Below are 24,975 nucleotides of genomic sequence, written 5' to 3'. Positions count from 1 at the left end.
CTCATCTGTCGCGCCGGCCCGTTGTTTAGGTCAGTGCGACAGGCAGGTAGTCGTCAACTAGTTTGCTGTCGTGCCATCCGATTCTGGGGAGGCAAAGTCGTCCTAACCCATCACACGACGGTCGGGAACTCATGAGGGCCGGTCGTCGGTGCGGAAGCCGGCTCGGACGAAACGGGATTCGATGCTGGAATGAATTCCGCTGCACGCCTGCGGCCTTCCGCTGTTACGCGAAACGCGAGCACACTAGCTTTCTTCTCGAGCTTTTCTAGCAGGCCTGCCTGCGTCAAGAGCAGCATCGCGCAGCGCAACCGGTCCGTCAAAATGGGCGGCGAGAACGTCGTCTGGCGTTCGAAGTTGAGCTCAAGACCCTCATCGCCCGGAACGAGAATATAACGCTCCCGGGGATTGGTCGGCTCGGTTTCAGCCCGCTCGCGGGCGACCTTGAAGTGCAGGTTGACGACGAAGTCTCGGACTATCATGGACAGGAACTCTTGCGCGGAGCAAGTGGCATATCGGCTCGCCAATTGGGAAAGCCGTTGTGGTGCAAGACGGTCCCGGCCATCGGCCAAGCGATACACGACATTGCCTTCCCAGTTGCGGGCCTCGACCGCACAATAGGTCAGCGCGACGAGCGCCTGATAGGCAGCGTTTCTGGCTTTGTCCTTCTTCTGTTTCGCAGCGGCACGTAGCTCGTCGAAGAGCGCAGGGAGGCTTTTGAGGCCCGGAGCCGCGCCCTTAATGGCTCCGGCTTCGTACAACGTACTGGCGTCTCCCTGAAGAACGCTCCATCGCTTCAGCCAGTCGACCAGAGGGGCCTGCACGTGCTCCTCATCGGACGCGAGGGCGGCAACAGCATCCGCGACCTGCTGGATTCGATGTGCTCCCGAACTAATAAGGTCCCTGGTCTTGAACTCGGTCAAGCGCAGGAGCGTCTCGAGAGCCAGCTTGAGATACTGTCGGACCTGGAGGCTCGCCCAAACACCCCGCGCCTCCTCAAGCTCGACGATATCAATCTTCGTGCCGTCAGGAGCGAGCCCGCTGCCCATTGCGTGCCGCACCATGGCTTCCGGAACGAAACCGTTGGCGGCACCAGCATCCTTCTCCGCCGCGACGATGGCTCGCAACGCGAGCGTGATGCCCTGGTGACGCCCCGTCCATTCTGCGCCCAGTTCTATCGGCTTGGTACCGGGCGACGGAAAATACTGCCCGAGAAATGCTTTCTGCTCCTTCGCGTGGACAATATCGAGGCGCAACAGCGGATACAGCTCCGGCATTCGAGACGGAACAATCACGAGGTTCTCCGGGTCTTCAAGCCATCTGACCAGATGTCGCGTGCCTTCCGGGTCGTTGCTCTCGGAAATCTCGTCCTCGAGATGCGCCGCAAAGGCGTCGGCGAGCTTGTTACCAGCGTCAGTGAGTCTGAAGAAGCCCTTGATGTCGGTGGCATGCGCAAGGAAACCCAGGCCGTTGATGATGCTCGGCCTGTACTGAGGAGCAGTCATCAGATATGCGCCGCGCGCTGTGTTGACCTCCCCTGTAGCCTCCTTCTTTTTCGCCTGCTCCTTGCTGAGGATTTCCACGAGCCGCAACCTGACGGGCTCGTCTCCTTTTGGCCATTCTCGGTCAGTGCCAGGCAGCCCGCTACGCTGCGAACGGTTACACCACACGAGCAGCAGGTCAATTTTCTCCAAAGCCCCCGCGCAGAGTTCGCGCCGTTCCGCGGTCTTCTCTTCGGGTATTGCGAGAGCACGCGCGCGTGCCAGACGGACCATCCAGCACAGGGCCGAGTACACCCGGATGGAGTCCGCGACGTTGTTGATGCCAAAGAACATCGTCCTGTACAGGGACATGTTCGCGTTCTGCAGGCCAAGCGGGTCAATAATGGTCGCCGGCTTGGCGCGGGTAGTAAAGACAGGGGCGGCGTGCATGTCACTTGTTCCAGTCGAGGTACAGTTCGTGCGGCACTTTGAATCGCTGAAGTTTCGCGTTACGGATTCCCGCGAAGACCGGCTTCCCGCACGCCGAGTGAATCGTTACCCGGTGAGTCTCGAGCGCCCTCACTTCACTGACCCCTTGTATCGATTCTCCGTTGCAGTGCGGGCAGCCCGGTTTCCTCGAGGTCGGCAGTTTCTGCGGAATCAGACCAAAGATTTTGCCCTTCGCGGGTGGCTTCGACTTCAGTTCCAGCAATCGCTCAAGAATGCGCTGATAGCGGGGATTGGGCGGAGAGACGGCCGGAGCATCCCCGAAAACGGAGCCGACCATCTGTTCCAATTCTTCCTGCAAGGTGAGGCTCGCGACGATTTTTGACGCATGCGCGCGCAGGCGTCCACGTGCCTGCTCCGGCACAAACTCGAACGGGTCATCTTTGCCGGTCGTATTCGCGATTGCCGTATGCCAGTCATCGAGTGTCAACTCTCGAAGCGCGAATGCCTGCATCACTTCCTTGAGTGCGCCCGTCGGGAGCTTGGGGGAAATGTCCAGGGCACAGCACGCGAAAGTGCAGAAGACCGAGAGCAATCGCTCGCGGTTATCATCGTCGTAAGCATAAGCCGTGTACTGCTCCAGCCAGTCGCGAAGTCCATGCGGGTCCGTCGCGACATAGGCTGGTTCTTCGGCGCTCTGGTTATACGCAGGGGCGCCACCGACCGCCAGCGTATCAACGTACGTCTGAAGGACTTCGGCGGCTGCTTGCGCTACCACCGCCGATACGATGGGCGCGGTGGCATCTTTCTTGAGCGTCGCAGGGAGCTTTTCAAGCATCGCATCCCATGCCTTCTGCTCTTCCGGCTCTTCCGGTTTGTCCTTGCCCGATTCCTTTTTCTGCAAATCCACAATGACAAGCTTGCTACGTGGGCCGCCTGCGAGTGCGGAATGCGACAGGATGCGTGCCGTCAGCCTTCTGAACGCGGCTGCCATGGCCTGTTCGGCGGTGGCGGGAGGCACGTTAAGTTCGGGCTCGTCCTGGGGACCCCAATCGTTAGCGGGGCGCGGCGTGATGTGCTTCTGTACGGCGGGCTGCCCCTTGTCGGCACCACCCGTTTTGGGACCAGTCGTGGTCCCACCTTTAGTCTTTGCCTCAGGCTCCCGCTTGCGGTGCAGGACGGCCGCCATCCAGTTCAGGATAGGCAGCAGGTCCCGGTCGTTGGGCCGGCTTCCCTGGCGGATACGCCTGACGGCACGGGATAGTGCCTTTTCCAATGGGTTGGCGTCGAGCTCAACCTCGACGTTCAACCAGCCCGTCACGGTGAAGTCACCTGCTTGAAGGCGCAGACGCCGCGCGCCTTCTTCATCGGCGAGTGTCTGGACAGGCGTGGCAAACGAACCGTCTTCGTCGATGAGCACCGGTTCGATGGGGCCGCATTCGAGTTCATCCTCCCGCCACACTTCAAGTGTGGCCAGACGCTCATCCGGGCACGGTGACACCGTGCCCGTGATGGTGCCATCGGACTGCCACTGAGCGTCGAGCGCCGGCGCGGCGCGACCGAGCTCGGGCGACTTGAAGACGCAGGCCTCGAACTTCGTTTTCGCGAAGTCGTCGCCTTCCAGCGCCTGCCAGTCGAATGGCGGCACCTCGAGCTTGCGCACGAGCGAAACTTCGACGTTCTCCAGGCCAAAAAGACTCTGCAAGGTTGCATTGACCGAGCCCGTCATCACCATGCATCCGGAAGGCGAACGCACCTCGAAGACTTTTGCGTGGGGAAAACGGTTCAGGTCTTTGCGGTCCGGCACCACCGGCACCACGAAGCGCGTCTTCTCGGGCAGGTTGTGATTTGCGTCGACCCGAATCACGTATTCTTCGTCGACGAGTTGCGCACCCAGGGAAATCTCGGGCACGCCGCACAACCCGGCCAGGTCGCATACGGCGTTCGCCTTGGGGTCAAGATACGGGCCGTATGCAGTCAACGTGGCTGCAGCCGTAAGGTGTTCAAGAACCAGTTCCGCAAACTGGTTGCCCGCGGGTTCTTTCAGAGTGTGGATGAGCCAGGCCGTTGGGTTCCGCCGGGCGGATGCGGGCACGGCGGCTGCAACCTCGCGCGCGCGCCGCGCGTAATACATGAGGCTCGCGGACACCTTGGCGGACAGTCCCTCTGTCTGCGCAAACAGCTCAGCAAAGTCCGCGAAGGTTTCAAACACCAACGGGTGCTCGAGCGCGTTCACGGAGTCGAGCACTTCGAGGTTGGAGTTCTGTCCACGCGTCGTCAGATTGCCGCTACCGACAACAAGGACGTCGTCGCCAGAGCCGCGCTCAAGGTAGGCAATCTTCGGGTGAAAGAATCCGCCAGTTGCCTGACGGACCGGGATGACGCGATAGTAGCTGCCGGCATAGAGACTCGACGTCTCGTCCGTCGATTTGCATGCTTCGCGGGAATCGACGAGCAGTTCAACCTTCTGGCAGCCAGAGACCCTCAGCAGGGGCAGACAGAAGGATTCAAACCAGTTGGCGCTGAAGGTGAAGGTGGTGAACATCGCGCGGCGCGGCCGTGCCTCGTCGATGATGGCCTGAAGTCTCGTCTGCATGCGCTTCCCCGATGGCCGCTTTCTGTAGCCTTGTTATCGTGCAGCAGTGATTTTAGACGTCGGCAATCAAGGCGTCATCTCTTCGCACCGAACGCCATTGGTGCGGCGGACGGCGCTACCTTGCCGCGCTGCAGGATGTTCGCCTGGAGGATGAACTGCGCCTAGTCCGGTTCATTGACGACGCGATATAGCTTAGTTTCAGCGAGTCCCGACGTCAGCTCATAAGGAAATGTGTTTCGATAAGAAAATTTTATGCGTCATCGCTCTCTGTTCAGCTGTCGGAATCCATATACCGTTCTGCAGCGCATTCGTGCATGCCCGCCGAGTCATCGAGCCGCCGGGCAGGAGGGCCGCCCAACCCATCTGGTTGGCTTCGGTGACACGACGCAATGCCGCTTGCGTGAACGGGGGCTGAATCCACCGGCAGCGCGCAGGGGATAGCCGAGACTGCGGGGATTAGCGTCTGAGACATCGGCAACGGGATGGCGAAGCTAGCGTCCCGGAGGGCGCATACAGGCTGGCGGGCGAGGCGGCTCCATACCGGTGACATACGGGTGGCGATGCTGAGTGGAAGGCTTTCCCGGGCATATGCCGCAGGGAGGGCTGGGCTCAGCCTCACCACCCAGCGACTCAAACCCAGGGATATGCTTAGGGCTGAGCCTTTGGATGCGCGCCGGATATTCCGGAACTGCTGCTGAGCCAGCTCGCTAGTGTTCCGGTGCAGCCCAGACTCCTGGAAGCGCTGTAGCGGAAACGTCGAGGTCGATGTCGAGCGGGTAGTGCCGAAGCAACCGTACAGCGAATGCTTCGATTTCACTACGGTTAGCGACGTGGTCGGAAGAGGCGAGCAACTTCAGGAACTCGCGCGTCTCAATGACGGCTTTCGTACGTTCATATGGGGTCGTCATCATCAGCTCCATGAAGAAGGCGTTCAGTGACGTCGGTGTATGACGTCACCTCGTTCAGTTCGCACCATCTTTTCCAGATGTACTCGCCGTCGAGTGACCAGCCCTTCTTGCCGACCAGTTCGTAAATGCGTCCCGATTGAGTCACCCCCTGCAAGGTGACCCGGTCGAACGTCACAATCTGAGAGCTGACTCGTCCCGACGAGTCCAGCATGTCTACGCCAACAAAATGTCGGCTCGCGTTCTGCGTTTCGAATATGCGCCATCGAGATAACAGAATCGTGGGCAATTCGGACGTTGGCCGTGGTTTCCAGATGGGCATCGCAGTCTCCTGGTGGTGGGAAATCACATCCTTCTGCTCAGTTACTTAGTCCGGGCGGCACTACGTGAGAGTCGACCGACGTCCCGAACGGCGCGTACGTCGCCGATTGATGCGCACTGTCGGTTCGACGTATCGCTTTCTCATAGCGCCAACGATGCAGGAACAAACAGGTCGTGCCCGGCTCTTGCGCCGATAACGGCCAACCGGCCGAGGTCGGCGATACGAATCAGCGCGCCCCGCATTGCGCCATCAGGAAGCCGTTTCGCGCCGACCAGTTCGACGCGGGGCAGCAGGCGCGACAACGCCGACGACGTCGTGCCCATGGCACGCGCCAGGTCTGCCAGCGGGACATAGGCCTGCCTGAACGCCAGCAACTGGTGCGGTAGCACGACGTGGCAAGGTTGGCCGCGTCGTTGAATCGAGTCGGACGCCAGTAACCCTTCGTCTACCCAGTGCTGAATGGACTCCCATTTCCAACCGGTCGCGTTCGCGAGCTGCTGAATCGACATGCCGGCCTCGAGCAGCGGCGTGCCGAAATACTGCGACACGTCCCCCCTCAGGAAGGACATTTCGCCCAGTGTCCGACCATGCGCGACGGCCTTCACGTCGCCGTTTGCGATGGCCTGCATCAGCGATTCAATTGCTCGTCGGTCACCCATACGCCGACTGGTCAGCTCCGCCCATGTGAGTGTCGAATCTTCAGCCAGTGCAGCTGGTTCAGCCCACCGGTCCGCACGCTCATATAAATCCACGATGGACTGACGCTCGACCGGACCGCCCTTCATCAGGTCCTCGCGCCAGCGGACGTCCGAACGGATTACGCCGGCAGCTTTCATGCGTTCGAGGACGATGGGTGGAACGGCCGCCAGTTCACAGGCGTCGACATCGGAAACCCAACCGGCGCGTTGTCGCTGGATACGCTCAACCTCAGCGCATGGAACTTCGAACAGCTGGCCACGCGTGCCAGTGCGCCGTGCACGGTGCTCGCACTCGCCATCGCGAATGGATTCATGCAAACGTGAAACGCTGACGCCAATGGCCTTCGCGGCATCTGGCGCGCGCATGTATCCAGTCGCATCCTCGGCCATTGCTTTGGCCGAATCCAGGCCCAGGACGCAATCGGACTTCTGGGCAGCGACATCGATGATGATTTGCAGCAGGGGCTCGAGCGTCGTGCCCTGGCACACCTTGCGCAGACTGATGTACCAGTCGCCGAGCAAGGTGTTCAGTGTGCGGGCATCCTTGCGGCCGGCGGCAATGCGCTGCTCGACGTGATTCCGAAAACCCGTTGGCCAGTCGGCCAGCAAGGCTTCGAGCGGCGAGAGGAATTCGACCGCGTCGGTGACGAATTTCGGCAATGCCGCGCCGCGCGGCAACCCGGGGCGCGTCGGGTCCGTATATTGGCAGAGCGTACGGATGACCTTCACCAGCACATCGATGTCCACGCCGTGCAGGGGCGGCTTCACGCTGCCAGCCTGCTGCCCGTTGCTCGCAATCAGCGTCGACAGCCACTGCTGCGCCCGGGTCGCCGGCACACGCGGCAGGCTGCTCAGGTCATGGCCGCACGAGCACAATCCAATGTAGAGCCGCTCCGACGAAAGGTGCTTCCCGCACGCGTTGCACTGGTCGACCAGCAGGATTCTATGGTGCGGACATGCGGTGACATAAGCGTGTTCCCAGTGATGTCGCAGGTAAGGCGATTCAGCCAGACACACCGGACACACGGCGTCAGACTGAGCGCGGTGCAGACGTCCCCAATCCCGGGTGAGGTTTTCCTGCTGCCTGGTGAATTCGGTCCATGCCGGTTCCAGGCCAAGGTTACGCGCTACGTCATCCGTGCGTGTGAGCAAGGCGCGGCGATTGCGCTCGATACCCGCCGTACTTGCCAGGTCGCGCCAGTTGAAAAGGGCATTGTCGGCGGAGAGACGCCGGTAATACCCCATCCCGGATTCGTCGTCCCGGGGGGCATAGGTGAGAACTAGGCTCATTGCTTATCTCCTGATTTTTTCCGAACTGGTACGGACGCCGAGTTATTGGTCAGGACTTGAACGTATGCCTGTTTCATCGCCGCAGGCTCAACGCCCGCGCCGTCGATGCCAGAATCCTGAAACGCTAGTCGGTGCGGTGACCCGGCGTGGCTGACGTATTCATTCGCCCGCTGGCAGTCAGCGTATGTAATGGCGCGTGGTGCTTCGTTCGCCATCGAGCTGGCCAGCTCGCGCATGAAGTCAGCGAGCACCCCTATCAGGCCGCCGGTGAGCAGATAGCTTTGCTGCGTCAGCACTCGGGGGGGCACGTCAAGCGGATAGCCCGCCGCCGAGAACAGGCGCGCATAATTAACGACGCACGAGATGTAGGCTGCCATCTGGTCATCTATGCTTGCGTCGTACGGAAGGAAATTACGAGCAGGGCAAGCACGACGACGCAGCTGTTCATTCGCTGAAAAAAGTCGTTCGAGTCGCGGAATGCCGAAGAGAATCAGCGTCATGCCGAGCGTGTCCGTCAAGGTCTTGAGCCAGTCGCTGGCTGTGCGCGGAGGCACCCGTGACCCTTCATCCACGAGGTGCGATATCTCGTCGAAAATCACGACACGTGTGCCGGCCAGGCGAAGCTGCGTCACCATCAAGTCGAACATCGCGCCCGCCGTCATGCTCCCCGGAACCTGGATGCCCAACGCACGCAGCACACTTTTAGGAAGCAGTTTGGCCGTTGCGGATTGGGGCACCTCAACAACCAGGACGGGGACATGGCGCCGTCCATCGATACGGGTTTCAGGGTAGTCGCGAGACAGGTTGGCGATGAGCGAGGATTTGCCCACGCCGCTCGGACCGGGAACCCGAACGACTTTGGGCGCAAAGCCAGTAAGGGCGTCATCGATGCGTCGTTTGAGCGCAGTGAGGTGCTCCACAAACATGGGATGCGGAAGTTCGCAGGCCTCAATATCTCTGCGCAGTTGTTGGGCTGGCGTCACAGCAGTTTCTCTCCGGTGTTTCTGTTTACGATGTGCATCAAAGGCGCGTTGTCGTACGAGATGGCGTCGGGCTGAAGGTCTTCCGCCGGCAACGACTGATTGGTCGAAGGTGCAGGCCCGAACGGCGCTGCCGCTGAAAGCGGCCGGTCGATGGCCCTTTGGACCGCCGAATCGTCTTTGGCGCGGCGCACGGTTTCCTTGTTTTCCTCGCGCTTACCGCGGGTTCTGCGCTTATCGGCTTTCCCGTTTCCGGTGACCGCCTCGTCCATGTCACGCTCGAATTGGACCTTTTCGTCCGGGACCGTCCAGTTAGCCATACCCGAATCGAATCGCGCTTTGGCTTCGGCAAAGGTCCACGCCGGCGTGTCCTCACGAACGTGTTCGTGCGTCAGCGTGACGAGCGGAAGGTCATCTCCCTCGTACACATATGCCTGGCGGAAGTCGTCGGGGTTGTAGACTACGTGGAGCTGCGCGTGGTCGCCGTACTTGGCCAGCAGATACGACATGGCTTTGCCGCGGTACCTGAATCCATGCTCAAGCGTGATTCCTGTCTTGGCGCTCAACACGCACATCTTGTTTTCAAAGAGTGCAGCCATCCATTCACGACGCGCCGGCGGCATGGTGATGGGTTGTCCCATTTTTTCGGTCTGGTAGGTCAGGCGCTCAAGCGGCGTCTTTCCCTTAACCGAATCGAGCAGCAGTTCGTCCCAACGCAGCCGGTCGAGCGGGGTGTTGACCCAGACCTCATATAGCCACCTGACAATCCATTTCTCGAACGCGTCGAGGGTCATCAAGTCGTCGCCTAGCGCCTCCGGGTCGCGCACGCCATCCTTTCCTTCAAAGCGCGTGCAGCCCGAGAGAAGCTGCAATGCCTCCTTGAGCGACCTGTTCAGGCGCTCGATGAATGGTTTGCCTTGAGCTTCCTTTGCTTTGCAATGCTTGACGTCCATAGCGAGCCGCTCAAGGCGGACGATTCGTCCGCCTTTGGTCTCTGGCCCATTATCAAAAATGACCTGTGCGGGCGTGCCATAAATGTTCAGCGCATGAGCGATGCCAAGCTCCTTGAAGCGGGATGCCTTGGCAGGCGTCAGATACATCTCAAGGCACAACAGCGAATCCATCTCGCGCGGTGAACCGATGACGAGATGCCATCCGACCGGATATCCAGTGCAAACATCAATTGCGAGCACCAGATAGATGGTCCGGGCGATTCCGTGGGGCGTGCGTACAACGAATGGCAGATGAAGAGCATCCTGCTCAATTCTGGCGAACGGGAATGCTGCCCGTATACGCTGCTTCGCGAACGACTTGCCGGCGACCCGGTTTAGCGGGTCCATCCGGTCGTATTCGGCATCGACGGTCAGGTCATGAATCCTGGCGCACACGAACTTCCGGCTGATAGCGTGCCTGGCAACATGCAGGCCACGACGACGAGCTTCACGGTTGATGTATCTAGTCAGGGCGAGGACAGTCCACCCGGATTCCGTGACCAGAAACCTGTCCTGGATGACTTCTTCGACAAATTCGACGAGGTCTTTTGAATATCTGGCCGTCGCATTGCCCTTATTTTTGTCACCCTTGAGAACCGGCAGGCCGAGCAGTTGATTCATGTGCGCCCGGTACAGGGCTGCGCGCGACGGAAACGGACAGACAAGTGGATTGTCTTCGTTTTCCATCTGATAGGCTTCACGGGCCAGAGGTATCGCTGCGTTAAACGACAAACCTCGTTGCTTCCGGATGGCATCAATACGCTGCAGTGTGTCGTTCAGCAGGCGGACCTTACTGTGCAATTCCGGATTGTCGTACTGCGCAGCAATGCTGACGCGCGGCATCCCCTTTCGATGCAGGACCAGACCGCCTTCCGAAATCTGGGCGCGGATGTCGTCGTATTTGACATAGCGGGCCTCACATTTCTCGGCATCGAAGAGCTGGATGGAGCCGGCATGCAGGCGAGCGTCTATCACCTCGAAGCAGCTGTCCGTTTTTCCGGGCAGCGCCAACTTGTCTCCGGCGCGCAGGTCGGACATCATGGCCGCAGCTCCTCAATCAAACAGAGGTGGCCCAGGTCGCCATATGCGGCCGACAGTTCCAGCGTGGCGCAGATGTGGTGATGTGCCAGGTCTGCCCGCAGCACACCAGTGGCTAGCAGTTGAGGAATCAGGCCCGTCGAAATATCGAGGTCGGCACACAGCGCGCGCTGCAGCACCGGGCCGGCTTCGCAATAGCGTTCGACCCGGTCGATGATGTCCGGTGTCAGGTATTCGTGGGCCCGAGCTATTGCCGGCTTCAACAGTTGGGCGTTGACGACGACCGGGTGCCGTTCATCCGCGGGCACGACCACCGTGGAGAGCGGATAGCAGTACGCCTCCATGATTTCCCGGGCCCGCCCGACCTTGGCCCAGTACCGGTCATCGCCCTCGAAGCCCTGAAGTTTGACTTCATACGCGCGCTGCAGGCCATCGGCCTGAACGGTGGCGAAGTCTGGCGTGTACTCGGCCTCCCCGGTGCGACCACCACGCATCCTGCGCGCTTCGGACAGTTCCTCGCGCGTGAACAGCAGCCGTTCACCGACCAGGTCGACGGTAAACGGTTGCTGCTTGAACGAACGTACGCGTGGGTCGACGCTCAGCATGTGCGCTACCAGGCGTTCCGCGTCGGATTCAACGGTGATGTGACCGTCGGCCTTTTCGGCATAGGTGCCGATTCGGGCCTTACCGTACGTCCGGGCCGTGAGCCGGACACCGGCGTTCGCAGCACTCCGGCGACTACGGACGCCATAGGACGGTGCGCTTCTCATTTCGCACCTCCGGCTAGCGCGTGCAATCGGCTGCCGGTCAGGCTGGTCGTCCGGGATGCAACTGCAGCCCGTCGGGCTGGTGAGCTGGAGGGTAAGGATTTTGTCAGCATTCTGTCCTCGCAAAGATGGCTTGCTAAGGACGTGTAGCGCCGCCGGTTTGGCATCGGTCGTATACGACCGAAAATTGCCGTGAGAAAATTCCAATTCCAGAAAAGCAGGGGCGCGAGCAACGTCGAGAGGGAACGATGGAAGAACTGGCGCACAACCGTGTCCGGGTGCCGGGCCAGCCCTACGAGCAGTGGGAAGAAGAAGCAAAGGGGCTGATAGAAGAGGAGATGCTGCGGCGCAAAATCGGCTACAAACAGCTTTCGCGGATGCTCGAGGAGCTGGGAATCGAGGAATCGCCCGACCAGATAAACCGCAAGGTCAATCGCAAACGGTTTTCGGCAGCGTTCCTGGTCGCATGCCTGCGCGCCATGGGTGTGGAGACCATTTTGCTCAAAAAGGAACTGAGCAATGCGAAGGCGAAGTAGGCGGTAGGCCGCCCACTTCGACGGATTCGTCCATGGCCAGACCTGTTCCATCGCCGACTCCCGCGTCGTACCCTCTCATAAATAGGGGGCCTGACCGCGCGGGCGGTCGCCAGACGAATACAGGCTCGTTCGTGGCACTGCGTGCCGGCGTTGCACCGGCGTGGGTTTACCACCGTAGGCAATGGTCAGGAGATTTTCAAGCTGGTTGGACTCCGGAGCCGGCGGTGATATCAATCACTTCCTGTCAGGCAGCAACCATTTCTCGCCCGCACATGCGGCCGGTTTAGAGACAGGCCCGGTATCATCCTGACTTCGCCCCGACATTCGGCATCACATGAATCAAGACCTGAAAAAGACGCTGTGGGCCGCAGCCGACAAGCTGCGCGCTTCCATGGACGCCGCAGAATACAAGCATCTTGTCCTCGGCCTAATTTTCCTTAGAGGCCAGTTCAAAAACCCCTGCTCAGCTCGTCGGAAGATGTTCCAACAGATGAGCGAGCAGCCAAGTTTCAGGAATGCTTCGTGAATGTAGGCACGTCGCTCAAAGCGAGTGCGTAGGCGACGGAAATTGTGGAGCCAGGAATGCGTACGTTCGACCACCCAACGATACTTGCCCAGACCACTGCCATGCTCGGTCCGGCGCTTGGCGATCACCGGCTTGATACCGCGTTCGCGCAACGCGCGACGATGTCGGGTGCAATCGTAGCCGCGATCGGCGTAGACGACGCCGGGCTTCTGAAGCGGTCGGCCACGAACGCCGCGGATGGGTGGGATCGCATCAACGAGCGGCAGCAACTGCGTGACGTCGTTGGTGTTCGCGCCAGTCAGGATCGCAACGAGAGGAACGCCGTTGGCGTCTACGAGGATGTGGTGCTTGGAACCGGGTCGCGCGCGATCCGTGGGGTTCGGGCCAGTTTTTCGCCCGCCCCAACGGCGCGCACGGACGACGAATCGACCGCAGCGTATGACAGATCGATTTGGCCGGTCGCACGCAACTTGTCGAGCAGCAACTCGTGCAGTTGGTCCCATACACCAGCCTTTTGCCAGCCGCTCAATCGCCGCCAGCAAGTGGCGCCCGAGCCAAAGCCCAGACGAGTCGGCAAGTGGTTCCAACGAATTCCCGTTTTGAACACGAACAGGATACCGTTGAGCGCCGCACGATCGGACACGCGCGGACGACCAGGATCGCTCTTCGCGCGAAGCTTCGCAGGTGGCAGCAATGGTTCGATCAGTATCCACAGTTCGTCGTCAATGATTGGCGCTTCCATCCTTGGACTTCCCTTGTTCTGATGCCCAAGGTTAACAGCTTGCCGAGGAAGTAAACAACCCCTCTCCGGAGTTTTTGAACTGGCCTCTTAAATACATTTCGGATGCATTCGACGAGCGGCGTGCGCAACTCTCTGCTGCATTTGCCGACGAGAATGACGACCTGTATCTGCCCGACGCCGCAGACCATGTCGAGGCGCTGGAAGAGCGCGACTATTTCACGATGGCAAATGTTTTCTGGGTGCCTGCAGCGGCACGCTGGGAGACGCTGCGCGCGCAGGCAAAGCAGGCCGACATTGGCGTGCGGATTGATGCTGCGCTCGAAGCCATCGAGGCTGATAACCCGCGCCTGAAAGGCATTCTCGACAAGCGTTTTGGCCGCACGCAGCTCGAACCGGGCAAGCTCGGCGAGCTGGTGGACCTGATTTCAAAGATTGGCTTTGGCGAGGGCCACCACGCGAAAGACCTGCTGGGCGAGGTGTACGAATACTTTCTCGGGCAGTTCGCCACTGCCGAAGGTAAGAAGGGCGGGCAGTTCTACACGCCCGCCTCAGTGGTGCGCGTCCTAGTCGAGGTGCTGGCACCCCATCAAGGACGCGTCTATGACCCATGCTGCGGCTCGGGCGGCATGTTCGTGCAGAGCGAAAAATTCATCGAATCTCACGGCGGGCGGGCGGACGACATCAGCATTTACGGCCAGGAAGCCAACCCGACTACCTGGCGTCTGGTTGCCATGAACCTGGCGATTCGAGGCTTTGCGGCGGATTTGGGCAAAGAGCCCGCCGACACGTTCCACCGTGACCAGCACCCAGATTTGCGCGCCGACTATGTGCTGGCGAATCCGCCGTTCAATATCAGCGATTGGGGCGGCGAGCGTCTTGCCGATGACAGGCGCTGGACACATGGCACGCCTCCCACCGGTAACGCAAACTACGCCTGGCTCCAGCACATCCTGCACCACCTGAGCCCACGCGGTCAGGCGGGCGTAGTGCTTGCCAACGGCAGCATGAGCAGCAACCAGAACAACGAAGGGGCCATTCGCCGTTCGATGGTCGATGGCGACGTGGTAGACGTGATGGTTGCCCTGCCGCCGCAATTGTTCCTGAACACCCAGATTCCAGCTTGCCTCTGGTTCCTCGCGAAGGACAAGAGTGGCACACCGATTGCCGGTGCCAAGCCGAGGCGTGACCGGCGCGGTGAAGTGCTGTTCATCGACGCGCGCAAGCTCGGGCGCATGGAATCGCGCGTGGTGCGCGTGTTCGATGACGAGGACATCGTTAAGATTGCCGCGACTGTGCATCGTTGGCGTGCCGATGGCGAGGATGGCACCGACGAGCCTTATGCTGATGCGCCGGGCTTCTGCCGGTCGGTGAAGCTGGCAGAGATTGCCGAGCATGGGTATGTACTCACGCCGGGGCGCTATGTTGGAGCCGAAGAAATCGAGGATGACGACGAGGCGTTCAATGAGAAGATGGACGGGCTGACCGCGCAGCTTGCCGAGCAAATGGCGAAGGGCGCGGAGTTGGATGCAGTGATTCGGGAAAAGCTCGGGGGGCTTGGATATGCAATCTGAGTGGCGTTCGGGTCGTTTGGGCGACTTTATCGAGCTAAAGCGCGGCTACGACCTACCGCAGGCAAAGCGAGTAAAGGGAACTGTGCCACTCGTATCGTCGTCGGGTGTTAGCGATTCACACAACGTGTCGATGGTCAATGGGCCAGGCGTCGTGACGGGGCGATATGGAACGCTCGGTCAGGTTTTCTATATTGAAGATGACTTCTGGCCTTTGAATACGACACTTTACGTGCGAGATTTCAAGGGAAATGACCCGAAATATATTCGTTACTTCTTGTCGACTTTCGATTTCTTCGCTTTTTCAGATAAGGCTGCGGTCCCGGGAGTAAATCGAAATCATCTTCATGAAGCGCGGGTTACTCTACCGCCGGTGAATGTTCAACGGGACATAGCTGATGTACTTGGTTCGCTCGACGACCGCATCGACCTCCTGCGCCGGACCAACGCCACGCTCGAATCCATCGCCCGAGCACTGTTCAAAAGCTGGTTCATCGACTTCGACCCGGTGCGCGTGAAGGCTGAGGGCAGCGAACCAGAAGGCATGGGCGCAGAAACGGCAGCGCTATTTCCGGATTCGTTCGAGGATTCGAAGTTGGGGGAGATTCCGAAGGGGTGGCGAGTGGGAACTTTTGGTGACCTTGCCAGCTTGGTCAAGGGTTCGATAAACCCCATGACCACGCCGGCCGATACATTTGAGCACTACAGTTTGCCGGCCTTCGACGCATCGCAGCTCCCCGTCTTTGAGCTGGGCGAGACAATCAAGAGCAACAAGACACGCGTGCCAGCTGGCGCCGTTCTGCAGTCGAAGTTGAATCCGCATATCCCTCGTGTTTGGTTCCCTTCGCGTGTAGGCGATAGAGCCGTTTGCTCAACAGAATTTCTTCCCTGGGTGCCGAAAGGAACTGCAAGCGAGGAAGTCATCTACTGCACGCTGAGTAGTCCGGCGTTCGCGGCATCCGTTCGAACCTTGGTTACCGGCACTTCAAATAGCCATCAGCGCGTCAAGCCCGACCAGGTGGCCGCGCTCGCACTTGTGTTGGCTCCGGGTGATGTCTACGACGCGTTCAGCCGAACCGTCAGGGCATTACTTGCCAAAGTCGGCGAAGACCGTTGGACGGTGAAGAGTTTGGCCGACCTTCGCGACATGCTTCTTCCTCGACTAATTTCCGGCAAACTCCGCCTCCCTGAAGCGGAGGCCCAATTGAACGAGGCGCTGGCATGAGCGGCATCACCGAGGACGCAGTCGAACAGGCAATGCTTGAATGGCTGGCCGCATTGGGCTGGCAGACCGCCCACGGCCCCGATATTTCCCCACCAGACGCCAAGACGCCGGGCACGGAGCGCGACACCTATCGCGACGTGACGCTGCGCTACCGCCTGGCTGCCGCCATTGCGAAGCTGAACCCGCACATTCCGTCCATCGCCCGCGAGGACGCGCTGCGCCATGTGCTGAATCCGAACGTGCCCGGCCTCGTTAACGCCAATCGCCAGCTTTACCGCTGGCTGGTGGACGGCGTGCCGGTCGAGTTCCAGAAAGACGGCGAAACGCGCGGCGACCGCGTGCGCCTGGTCGATTTCACCGACATCGACGCGAACGACTGGCTCGCGGTCAACCAGCTCGCCATCCAGGGGCCGAAGCAGCTTCGTCGCCCCGATGTCGTGCTGTATCTCAACGGCCTGCCGATTGTCGTGGTCGAGCTGAAGAATCCTGGCGACGAGAATGCCGATATCTGGGCCGCCTGGAACCAGCTCCAGGCCTACCATCAAGACATCCCCGACCTGTTCAACGCCAACGCGCTTGAGGTCATCTCGGACGGCACCACCGCCCGCATGGGCTCGCTCACGTCGAACAAGGAACGCTTTCTGGCCTGGCGGACCATCGACGGCGATGAAACCGACCCGCTCGGCGAGATGCATGAGCTGGAAACTCTGACGCGGGGCCTGTTCCGGCGCGACTACCTCCTCGAATACCTGCACCACTTCATCCTGTTCGAGGACGACGGCCAGCTCGTCAAGAAGGTTGCCGCCTACCACCAGTTTCACGCCGTGCGCGCAGTCGTGCAAAGCGTGCTGCTAGCCTCAGCCCCTGGAGGCTCGCGCAAGGGTGGCGTGGTCTGGCATACGCAGGGCGCGGGCAAGAGCATCGAAATGACCTGCCTCGCTGGAGCATTGATGGCCCACGAAGGCATGGGGAACCCAACGCTCGTGGTCGTGACCGACCGCAACGACCTTGACAACCAGCTTTTTGGGGTGTTCGCAGGCGCGAAAGAGCTTCTGCGCGAAACCCCAGTGCAGGCCGACACGCGGCCCAAACTGCGCGAGCTTCTGGCAAACCGTCCATCAGGTGGTGTCGTCTTCACGACCATCCAGAAGTTCACGCCCGGTGCTGACGAAGACATGTTCCCGGTGCTGTCCGACCGTCGCAATATCGTCGTCATTTGCGACGAGGCGCATCGCAGCCAGTACGGCTTCGACGCCCGCCTGCCAAATACGGACGGCAAGGGCGAAAGCACGGCTGTCCGCTACGGCTACGCTCAATATTTGCGCGACGCGCTGCCCAAAGCCACCTTCGTCGCGTTCACCGGCACGCCGGTATCGCTCGACGACCGCGACACCCGCGCCGTGTTTGGCGACTACGTCCACATCTATGACATCGAGCAGGCGGTAAAAGATGGTGCCACGGTGCCCATCTACTACGAAAGCCGCCTCGCCAGCCTAGAGCTGAAAGACGAAGACGCGAGTGCGCTCGATGACGAAGTGGACGAGCTGACCGAGGACGAGGAAAGTGATGAGGCCAAGGTCGCCACGTTGCGCCGCTGGGCTGCTCTGGAGAAAATCGTCGGCGCACCGCCACGTATTCAGAAAATCGCCGCCGACATCGTCAGCCACTTCGAGAACCGTCAGTCCGTCATGGACGGCAAGGCAATGATTGTCGCGATGAGCCGCGACATCTGCGTGCACCTGTACAACGCGATTACCCAGCTTCGCCCGGAATGGCACAGCGACGACCCGACGCAGGGTTCCATCAAAATAGTGATGACCGGGTCGGCGTCCGACAAGGCGATGCTCAAGCCGCACATCTACCCGAAGAAGGTACGCGACGACCTCGAAAAGCGCTTCAAGGACCCAGCCGACCCGTTTAAGCTAGTCATCGTCCGCGACATGTGGCTAACCGGCTTTGATGCGCCGTGTATGCACACCATGTACATCGACAAGCCGATGCGCGGCCACAATCTGATGCAGGCCATCGCGCGAGTGAATCGGGTTTTCAAAGACAAACCCGGCGGTCTAGTAGTCGACTACATCGGCATCGCAAACGAGCTGAAATCCGCACTCGCCACTTACACCCAAGCTCACGGGCGTGGCAGACCGACCATCGACGCGCACGAAGCTCTGGCCATCCTGGCCGAAAAGATGGACGTGCTGCACAACATGCTGTACGGCGTCGATTACGCGGCGTTTCGCACCCAGGCATGGCAACTACTGCCAGGCGTGGCAAACCATGTACTCGGTCAGGACGACGGGAAGAAACGCTTCGCCGACACCGTGCTTGCCGCGAGCAAAGCGTTCGCGTTGTGCTGCACGCTTGACGAAGCGCTTGCCTATCGCGACGAGCTGGCCTTCCTGCAAGCCGTGAAGGCCGCGCTAATCAAGCATGACGGCGCTGACAAGGTGCTGACCGATGAGCAGAAGGAGCATGCGCTGCGGCAAATCATTAGCCGGGCCGTGGTCAGCGACCAGGTCATCGACATCTTTTCTGCGGCAGGGCTGAAGCGTCCCGACATCAGCGTGCTCTCCGATGGCTTTCTCGAGGATGTGCGCCACATGCAGCAACGCAACCTGGCTGTCGAGCTGCTGGAGCGCCTGCTAAAAGACCAAATCAAGTCGCGTTTCAAGACCAATGTCGTGCAGAGCGCGAAGTTCTCGGAGCTACTGCAACAGAGCCTGACGCGCTACCGCAATCGTGCCGTGGAGACCGCCCAGGTCATCGAGGAACTGATTGCGATGGCGAAGAAGTTCCAGGCTGAGGCTCAGCGCGGTATGGAGCTGGGCCTGAGCCCAGATGAAATGGCGTTCTACGATGCTCTGGCGACCAACGAAGCCGCTGTGCGTGAGCTGGGCGATGACACGCTCAAGAAAATCGCAGTTGAGCTGGTCGTGAAGCTTCGGGGCTCGGTCACGGTCGATTGGTCGAAGCGGGAAACCGTGCGTGCAAGGCTGCGAGTGATGGTCAAGACGCTGCTCAAACGCTACAAGTACCCGCCGGACCGACAGGAGGAGGCGACGGACACCGTACTGTCGCAGGCGGAATCGCTTTCATTGGCGTGGGTTGGAGCATAGAGAGCAGAGGAGCGATACGTGAGAGAGCAATCAGCGAGTTCTTGGTTCTCTCCGCTGATACTGCATTAGCTCCTCGTCCAACTCATCCGTCGTCACATAATGTTACGGCATTTCGAATCCCCTCATAACCAAAAGGAGCGCCACCATGAAGCAACCTGGACTCGATGGTCGCCATCGTGACAAGGACGGAACGATTGACCTGAAGCACGGCAATACGAAGAACAAGAACTTGCAGAAACCCATCCCGGGATTCGCGCCGGACACGACCCTGAAGACAATGCGCGATAAGACCGGAAAGGTTAGCGAGAAGGACATCCGAGCCGTTATGGCGAAGAAGCGTGGTTCATGAGGCTGCTTACGCAATGGTCGGGCGGACACCTTTGTCGGCCATTATCGTCACCGCCAACGTATCGCAAATGTCGACAGCGGTTTCATACGCAAGGGCATACCTGTGCGCGGCGAGATAAGAGCAGAGGATGTTTGCTGCAGATTGCGCGCGGTCAGAAGCAAAACCGTCACGCGACTGCATTGCGTTAGGTCAGGCGCCCGGGTTTGCATGGCCGAGTCTGAAGCCGCCGTCACAGAATTCAATGCATCCGGTCAGTCCGTGTAGCAGCGCCGTCTTCCAATGATTGAGGCCGTTCACGCGCTCTTGTGATGTCGCGGACCTGGCAAGGAAATGCGACACAGCGAGCGCACCCTCTGGTGTGTTGTATGCATCTTCCAACCCGGTCTCAAGGGAAACGAGGAAATCCATGGTCTCCCCCTGTAGACGAGCGTTGAGTTCGAGTCGCTGGAACTGATACGTTAGCCTTCTGAAAACATGGTCGGACAGTCCGGGCGTTTGAACGACTTCGAACTGGGTGACGAGCGCTCCGCCCACCATGGCGCATCTCGCAACGAAGAATCGCTCGGCAGGAAGGTCGGCAAAGTAGGCGTTGATGAACCTTTGATGTTCCTCTTGACCGCCGACGGAGGCTCCTTTTTTTGGTTGCAAGTGCCGCATGCGGGAACAAGATTGCGCGCATATACAGCAAGCGCTCGATATGTCGAACGCGGCAAGTGATGGTCAAGAGACGTTACTGGCGCAAATCCGCAGAAGGGGCACCGGGGGATGCCGGCCTGCAATCTTGTGCGAAGGTGCGCAAGACGACTGCCGGCCTGTGTCGCATCGTACCCGTCGTGAACCGCCTGGGCCGCGACAGCGGAAATATTCCTGGCCTCGAGCTCGAGGCTCGGTTCTCCTCGATGGGCATCGTAAAGCCGATACAGGTCGAGAAACGCAGCTTTATCGTCGTCCGAGAGTTCAACGACCGGTGCACCGCGCGCGGGAGTGAGTGCCGTGACCAGCTCATCCATGGCCGGAGCATCGTCTGGCAGAGGGAGTTTCCACATTTGCTGTTACCGTGCGGATGCCAGAACGGACATTACGTATGCGCGTGCTTGAAGGCTAAGCCCTCCCGTTTCGAAGAGTGCCTCGAGCTGGTCGAGATTCTGCACCTGCCTCGCCAGCTTCCGTAGCGTCTCGTTGAAATCGGTGACCTCCGACGTGAGATTGAATACGCTTGATGTGAGAATGCCGATATTCTCGCCAAAAGTTTCGGCGCCGGGCCGTTGAACCACCGTCTCTGAGCCTTCTCTTGAGATGATGTGCACATGCTTCGCCATGGTTTCCTGCAAAACGACAGGCGAATGCGTCGCGACGACGGCATACGCATCTTTCTCCGCGAGTACCCGTCGTAAGGAGTGCATCAACGAAGCGAGTAATGGAGGATGCAAATGCGTTTCAGGTTCGTCGAAAAGGACGAGTGAACGGGGTTCGACGTAGGCAACGAGGCTGCAAATCACATGTAACACGATTTTATGGCCTGTGCTCCAAGCAAGGAACATTTGCTCACAGTTTCCCGTCATTAGCTGACCGTAGAGGGTAGGACGAAGGTCGTTGAACGATGGGTCTGCGAGAATTGGCTGCAAAGCAATGGCAAGAAGAGAGCCACGCTCTAGAGCTCGGACGCGGTCGACTGTTCTGGCAAATTCGGCACTCAAAGTCTGAGCCGATTTCAGCATGGTTGTCTGTTGTCGGTCTTCGAATGGAGTCCACTGATTATCGTCCCCTGGCGAGTGGTCCAGTTCTGAACCCAACTCTGCTCCAATATCTCGAAGCCCACAAAAGATAAAGCGACCGGTTCCTCTGGCCAGTTCTTCGGCAATCGTCTGTCGTTCCCGTCGTGTAACGCCCGGCACCTGGAAGTTGTCGAACCCACTATAAGAAACCGTTAAAATGCGTGAGAATCCCAGTCCAGCGGGTGTCAACTCTCCCAGTGAGGTTAGGTTGTGCCGTAGACGGTCGCCACGTGATGCATGCGCGAATCGGGCGAGTCGCGAGAGTAGTGTGCTTTTGCCAGAGCCGTTGCGCCCGATAACAACGGAAATGCGACGCGGTAGTTCGGCTGGGGGGCCGTCTGCGGCACGTTCCAGATATGGTCGTACATCCGGGACGTTTGGAGCATCGAACGCAAATTCAACGGCGCTTGACCACCCGGGCATCCGGAATTCAAAATGGGAGCCGAGACTCGGCAATTCGCTATAGTTTTGCTCCAAAATCGTCGAAGCGAGCGGAACGAATTCGTCAAGCGAGCCAATTTCGCGGAGCAAGGACTTCCGCCATCCCACCTCAGACTCGAAGCGAGTTTGACGACTACGGTCACGAATTACATCTTTCAGTGCGGACAGAACATAGTTTCTATCCTCTTCAGGCATCTCTGCTATTCGCTGGTAGTAGTCGAGCGATTGCCCCAATGAGCAGTATTCGTCTCCGAGAGAGTCAAACGCCTGATGCAACGCAGAAGAGCTGGATTCGGGCTGGTTAATGTGCAGTATCTTTACATTCCCAATGTGGGTCACATTTCCATCGCCATCAGCATAGCTCAAGTGATATTGGGTCTTGTACCCAAAATCGTCCCAGTTATCTTGCGTCAAGATAAACGAATGTGGGGGAGCCGTCCGCAGTGAGGTCCTAGGCGAAACTACGTGAATTCTTGCGTCCATGCAGTTGCTATATCTCGAATCTTTTTGGGCAGTGCGTTTAAACCGAACGCGTGACCATCTTGAGATGGAAGGCGCGCGCGTCTTGACTACTATTAGTTCTGCGAGCCCCTGGGCACGTCAATATCAATTGCGATGCCTTGCTGGATAATGTTTGCGATGGGCGTGTAAATGTCAGTATCCACAGTGTCGGCGACCCGGAGCGAGATGACTAGGCCATATCTCGTCTTGTGTTTCCACTGCTTCAACTGCTCCCAATCTTTCCACCAGCCGCCCACGGCGAAGACGGCCACATGAGATTTCGAGGCGAGCTGCGCCGCAGTTCCGGTCCAGACGTCGGAATGCAACGAGCCTCGCGAACGAAGTTGAAGGCCATATAGCCATTGCGCGGAATCTGGGTCGGTGAATCCTGCTTCGCCCTCCATCCGCTCGACCTTGTTGATTCGCTTGCGGAATTCGCTGGCGTCTTCTGTCGCAGCCTTCACTGCGAACCGAAGTGCGTGAGACTGATATCGGAACTTGCTTTGCCAGCCGCGCGAGCTCGGGTTTGGTTCGACAAAGTACGATAGCGTGACGCGCATCTCGACTTGCGTCGCGCCAAGCGCTCGCAGCTCTTCCTCTGGCCACGGAAGGTCGTGCAGCTGCATGTCGCCGAGCGTGATTGACTTGCCCCCGCGAACGTATGGATTGAATTCCCCCTGAATAACGAGCGTCGGGCGATGGATGGTTGAGAACTCCGATTGCTCGAGGCTGACCATCCCGTAGCCAAAGGTGCGCAGCAGCTGCTCTTTGTCCTCTTTTTTCGGTTTTGCGGACAAAGTCGCGCGCATGGCTGGCGTGTACTCAGCGCCGTGGACGACAAGGGCACGAATGGTTTCGGGCCAGTACCCAGGGTACTGGGCGCGCAGGTGAGCGCAAATGCGGGAAACTTCGGCAGCGGCAGCGCTGGTGTCGCCTGAGGCCGCGAATGGTTCCTCCAGCGGACGATTCGACGTGGTAAGAACGCGCAGCGACTCCGGTCCGGTATCGACCATGCCCAATGCGTCCAACGAACCATTGCCGCCTTCCGCAACTACGTCCGGCTTGAAGGGCCACGCTGTTCCGCTCCAAATCATTGAGGTCGTTGAGGCAGGCGAGAGATGGCCGCGTGCGGCAATTGCCTTATAACCCGGATGCTTCTTGGTATCGATGTCAACGAGGTGCGTGCATGCTCCGACAGTCAGGGCGTTCCATGACTGCGCGGGATTTTGAACTGGACTCTGGGCGTTCTTCTCTGGGTACTCGGCCCATTCTGGCCATTCCACGTTGCCTGCAGAGAGTACAAAGAGCCGCGGGACGCGCGGCGTCTCCTCGATTTTTGATTTCGCCTTGAGGTGTGCTTTCAGCGTCGGGATGTCTACCGGCGCTCGACCGAATGCCAATTGGTCTATGGTCGCAGACCACTCTGACGGGTTTCCCTCAACGTGTCCGACAGATGTCGTCATCATCGCAAAAACCCGAGTGCGTTTGGCATTTTCGACCTCAACGCGACCGACCGAATCGATAGTTACAGCGCCCCAAAGCTTTGGCGAATTCGCTCCTTCGGGCGGGAGAATCTTCACGGATTCAAGGCGATGTGGCAGCGCCATTTGCTCTTGTGAATTGAGCGCTGAAGACAAATCGCCGTACAGAGCGATGCCTGCCATCTCGCTGCCATGCCTGTCCGCATCGTGTTTCGGCCAATCCGGATGGTAGGTGTGCATGTCGTGTGCATGCAGTGCCTGCTCCAGTAGCGGATGCCCATTATTCACACCGGTATCCAGAATGCATACATGCGGTGCGTCGGCATCGCCAACAGTCGTACGTTCGACCAAGTCGAGAATCCAGTCAGCCTGTTCGGCAGCGGTTAGTTCGCTGATGAAAAATTCCGCATTCGGCTCGACAAACCGGATTTCAGCAATCAAGTCGAGCACATCGACCGCTTGCTGGAACGCTAGGCGATTCCCATACGCGGCAATCACCAATCTGCCGGGGAACGGGACATATCCGGGGGTAACCTCGATGCCTACCTTGCCTGCCTCGGCTTTGAACTCGGCGACGACGGCTTCCGGCTTGCCTGCGGTATGCCGCAACCAGACCTGAAACCAATGATTCTCATTGTCTTCTGGCGGGGCAGCCGCGTCGGTCCAGAGTTCAGAAAACGCCGCGCGCCGAATATTCTCAATCGCATTTACCAGCGGAGCGTTCTTAGGTTTGTCGCCTTTCTTGTTGTTTTCATGTATGTATTCTTGGATGCGCTTCACAAATGCCGATAGCTTCCCGTCCGGCACGTGCAACACGACGACGTCGTGGTCATCTTGAGGAATCACAGTCAGGAGCTGGATGCCGTCTTTTGCCCACTCAACCGAGCCGTAATCAAACGAGTTCCGCGGCCTGAATTCAATGGCGATTCGGATGCCGCGGCGCAGAGGGAGCCCAAGCTGCTGGCGCAGGTCTTCCAGGTCTTCGATGTCGCCGCCGAGCTCCTCAATCTGCTTAGCAGGCGTGCTCCGTGTGCCCCCCGGTCCGCCCGCTGCGGAGCGGGCTCCCGGATGACGTTTAACGGAGAGCGAAATTTGACCCCGGTCACATATCCGTCAATGGACAGGTGACTTTTAAGTTCGTCTGCCATTCTCTTAAGCTCTAATTTGTTCTATTAGTTCAAGAGTCTACAGCAGTTCTT

General features: G+C 59.2%; 17 protein-coding genes and 1 pseudogene. 6 read left to right on the top strand and 12 right to left on the bottom strand.

What is annotated here, in order from left to right:
- Positions 1–110: 110 nt before the first annotated feature.
- The 8 genes from VXM69_RS19105 to VXM69_RS19070 all read right to left on the bottom strand — a co-directional run bounded on the left by VXM69_RS19105 (position 111) and on the right by VXM69_RS19070 (position 11,516).
- Complete coding sequence (locus tag VXM69_RS19105; protein WP_367190031.1) at positions 111–1,928, bottom strand: hypothetical protein; 1,818 nt, start codon at positions 1,926–1,928, stop codon at positions 111–113.
- Between the two features lies 1 nt (position 1,929).
- A complete protein-coding gene (locus tag VXM69_RS19100) occupies positions 1,930–4,521 on the bottom strand; it encodes a hypothetical protein (protein ID WP_367190030.1) in 2,592 nt (863 codons plus the stop codon).
- A gap of 707 nt (positions 4,522–5,228) precedes the next feature.
- Positions 5,229–5,429 (bottom strand): BPSL0761 family protein, encoded by a 201-nt coding sequence (locus VXM69_RS19095; RefSeq protein ID WP_081078601.1) that lies wholly within the window; start codon positions 5,427–5,429, stop codon positions 5,229–5,231.
- The gene (locus VXM69_RS19090; protein ID WP_060121865.1) at positions 5,413–5,748 is read right to left on the bottom strand and encodes a hypothetical protein; all 336 of its coding nucleotides are present in this window, start codon (positions 5,746–5,748) and stop codon (positions 5,413–5,415) included. The genes VXM69_RS19095 and VXM69_RS19090 overlap by 17 nt, the downstream gene beginning before the upstream one ends.
- A 140-nt stretch (positions 5,749–5,888) precedes the next feature.
- Positions 5,889–7,736, bottom strand: coding sequence for a TniQ family protein (locus VXM69_RS19085; protein ID WP_060121863.1), 1,848 nt, complete (start codon positions 7,734–7,736; stop codon positions 5,889–5,891).
- Positions 7,733–8,719: a TniB family NTP-binding protein gene (locus VXM69_RS19080; RefSeq protein WP_230948081.1), complete on the bottom strand. Its 987-nt coding sequence runs from the start codon at positions 8,717–8,719 to the stop codon at positions 7,733–7,735. Before VXM69_RS19080 ends, VXM69_RS19085 begins: the two co-directional genes overlap by 4 nt.
- The gene (locus tag VXM69_RS19075) at positions 8,716–10,749 is read right to left on the bottom strand and encodes a transposase (RefSeq protein ID WP_367190029.1); all 2,034 of its coding nucleotides are present in this window, start codon (positions 10,747–10,749) and stop codon (positions 8,716–8,718) included. Before VXM69_RS19075 ends, VXM69_RS19080 begins: the two co-directional genes overlap by 4 nt.
- Positions 10,746–11,516: a hypothetical protein gene (locus VXM69_RS19070; protein ID WP_367190028.1), complete on the bottom strand. Its 771-nt coding sequence runs from the start codon at positions 11,514–11,516 to the stop codon at positions 10,746–10,748. The genes VXM69_RS19075 and VXM69_RS19070 overlap by 4 nt, the downstream gene beginning before the upstream one ends.
- Positions 11,517–11,761: 245 nt before the next feature.
- Here VXM69_RS19070 and VXM69_RS19065 point away from each other — a divergent pair, with 245 nt between their 5' ends.
- Together VXM69_RS19065 and VXM69_RS19060 are read left to right on the top strand one after the other, a co-directional pair.
- Positions 11,762–12,049 carry a DUF6471 domain-containing protein gene (locus tag VXM69_RS19065; RefSeq protein ID WP_367190027.1) on the top strand — a complete coding sequence of 96 codons (288 nt, stop codon included), beginning with the start codon at positions 11,762–11,764 and terminating at the stop codon, positions 12,047–12,049.
- A 334-nt stretch (positions 12,050–12,383) separates the two neighbouring features.
- Positions 12,384–12,575, top strand: coding sequence for a type I restriction-modification system subunit M N-terminal domain-containing protein (locus tag VXM69_RS19060; protein WP_367190026.1), 192 nt, complete (start codon positions 12,384–12,386; stop codon positions 12,573–12,575).
- On the opposite strand, the pseudogene VXM69_RS19055 reads toward VXM69_RS19060, so the two are convergent.
- Positions 12,503–13,317: pseudogene (locus tag VXM69_RS19055) on the bottom strand (IS5 family transposase); the annotation flags it as partial. The gene VXM69_RS19060 and the pseudogene VXM69_RS19055 overlap by 73 nt on opposite strands.
- A 74-nt stretch (positions 13,318–13,391) precedes the next feature.
- Between VXM69_RS19055 and VXM69_RS19050 the strand changes: the two are divergent.
- From VXM69_RS19050 to VXM69_RS19035, 4 genes are all read left to right on the top strand, one after another.
- The gene (locus tag VXM69_RS19050) at positions 13,392–14,888 is read left to right on the top strand and encodes an N-6 DNA methylase (protein WP_367190025.1); all 1,497 of its coding nucleotides are present in this window, start codon (positions 13,392–13,394) and stop codon (positions 14,886–14,888) included.
- Complete coding sequence (locus VXM69_RS19045; RefSeq protein WP_367190194.1) at positions 14,878–16,110, top strand: restriction endonuclease subunit S; 1,233 nt, start codon at positions 14,878–14,880, stop codon at positions 16,108–16,110. The genes VXM69_RS19050 and VXM69_RS19045 overlap by 11 nt, the downstream gene beginning before the upstream one ends.
- The gene (locus VXM69_RS19040; protein WP_367190024.1) at positions 16,107–19,229 is read left to right on the top strand and encodes a type I restriction endonuclease subunit R; all 3,123 of its coding nucleotides are present in this window, start codon (positions 16,107–16,109) and stop codon (positions 19,227–19,229) included. Before VXM69_RS19045 ends, VXM69_RS19040 begins: the two co-directional genes overlap by 4 nt.
- Positions 19,230–19,374: 145 nt before the next feature.
- A complete protein-coding gene (locus tag VXM69_RS19035) occupies positions 19,375–19,578 on the top strand; it encodes a hypothetical protein (RefSeq protein ID WP_208807039.1) in 204 nt (67 codons plus the stop codon).
- A 189-nt stretch (positions 19,579–19,767) separates the two neighbouring features.
- Here the strand turns inward: VXM69_RS19035 and VXM69_RS19030 are convergent, their stop codons facing one another.
- From VXM69_RS19030 to VXM69_RS19020, 3 genes are all read right to left on the bottom strand, one after another.
- Positions 19,768–20,226, bottom strand: a complete 459-nt coding sequence (locus tag VXM69_RS19030; protein WP_367190023.1) for a hypothetical protein — start codon at positions 20,224–20,226, stop codon at positions 19,768–19,770.
- 404 nt (positions 20,227–20,630) lie between these two features.
- Positions 20,631–22,208 (bottom strand): AAA family ATPase, encoded by a 1,578-nt coding sequence (locus VXM69_RS19025; RefSeq protein ID WP_367190022.1) that lies wholly within the window; start codon positions 22,206–22,208, stop codon positions 20,631–20,633.
- A 161-nt stretch (positions 22,209–22,369) separates the two neighbouring features.
- Positions 22,370–24,592, bottom strand: coding sequence for a S8 family peptidase (locus VXM69_RS19020; protein ID WP_367190021.1), 2,223 nt, complete (start codon positions 24,590–24,592; stop codon positions 22,370–22,372).
- Between the last annotated feature and the right edge of the window lie 383 nt (positions 24,593–24,975).

This window comes from Burkholderia sp. Ed8 (assembly GCF_040761425.1).
Lineage (GTDB): Bacteria > Pseudomonadota > Gammaproteobacteria > Burkholderiales > Burkholderiaceae > Burkholderia > Burkholderia seminalis.
This window is presented reverse-complemented; position numbering and strand designations above follow the sequence as displayed.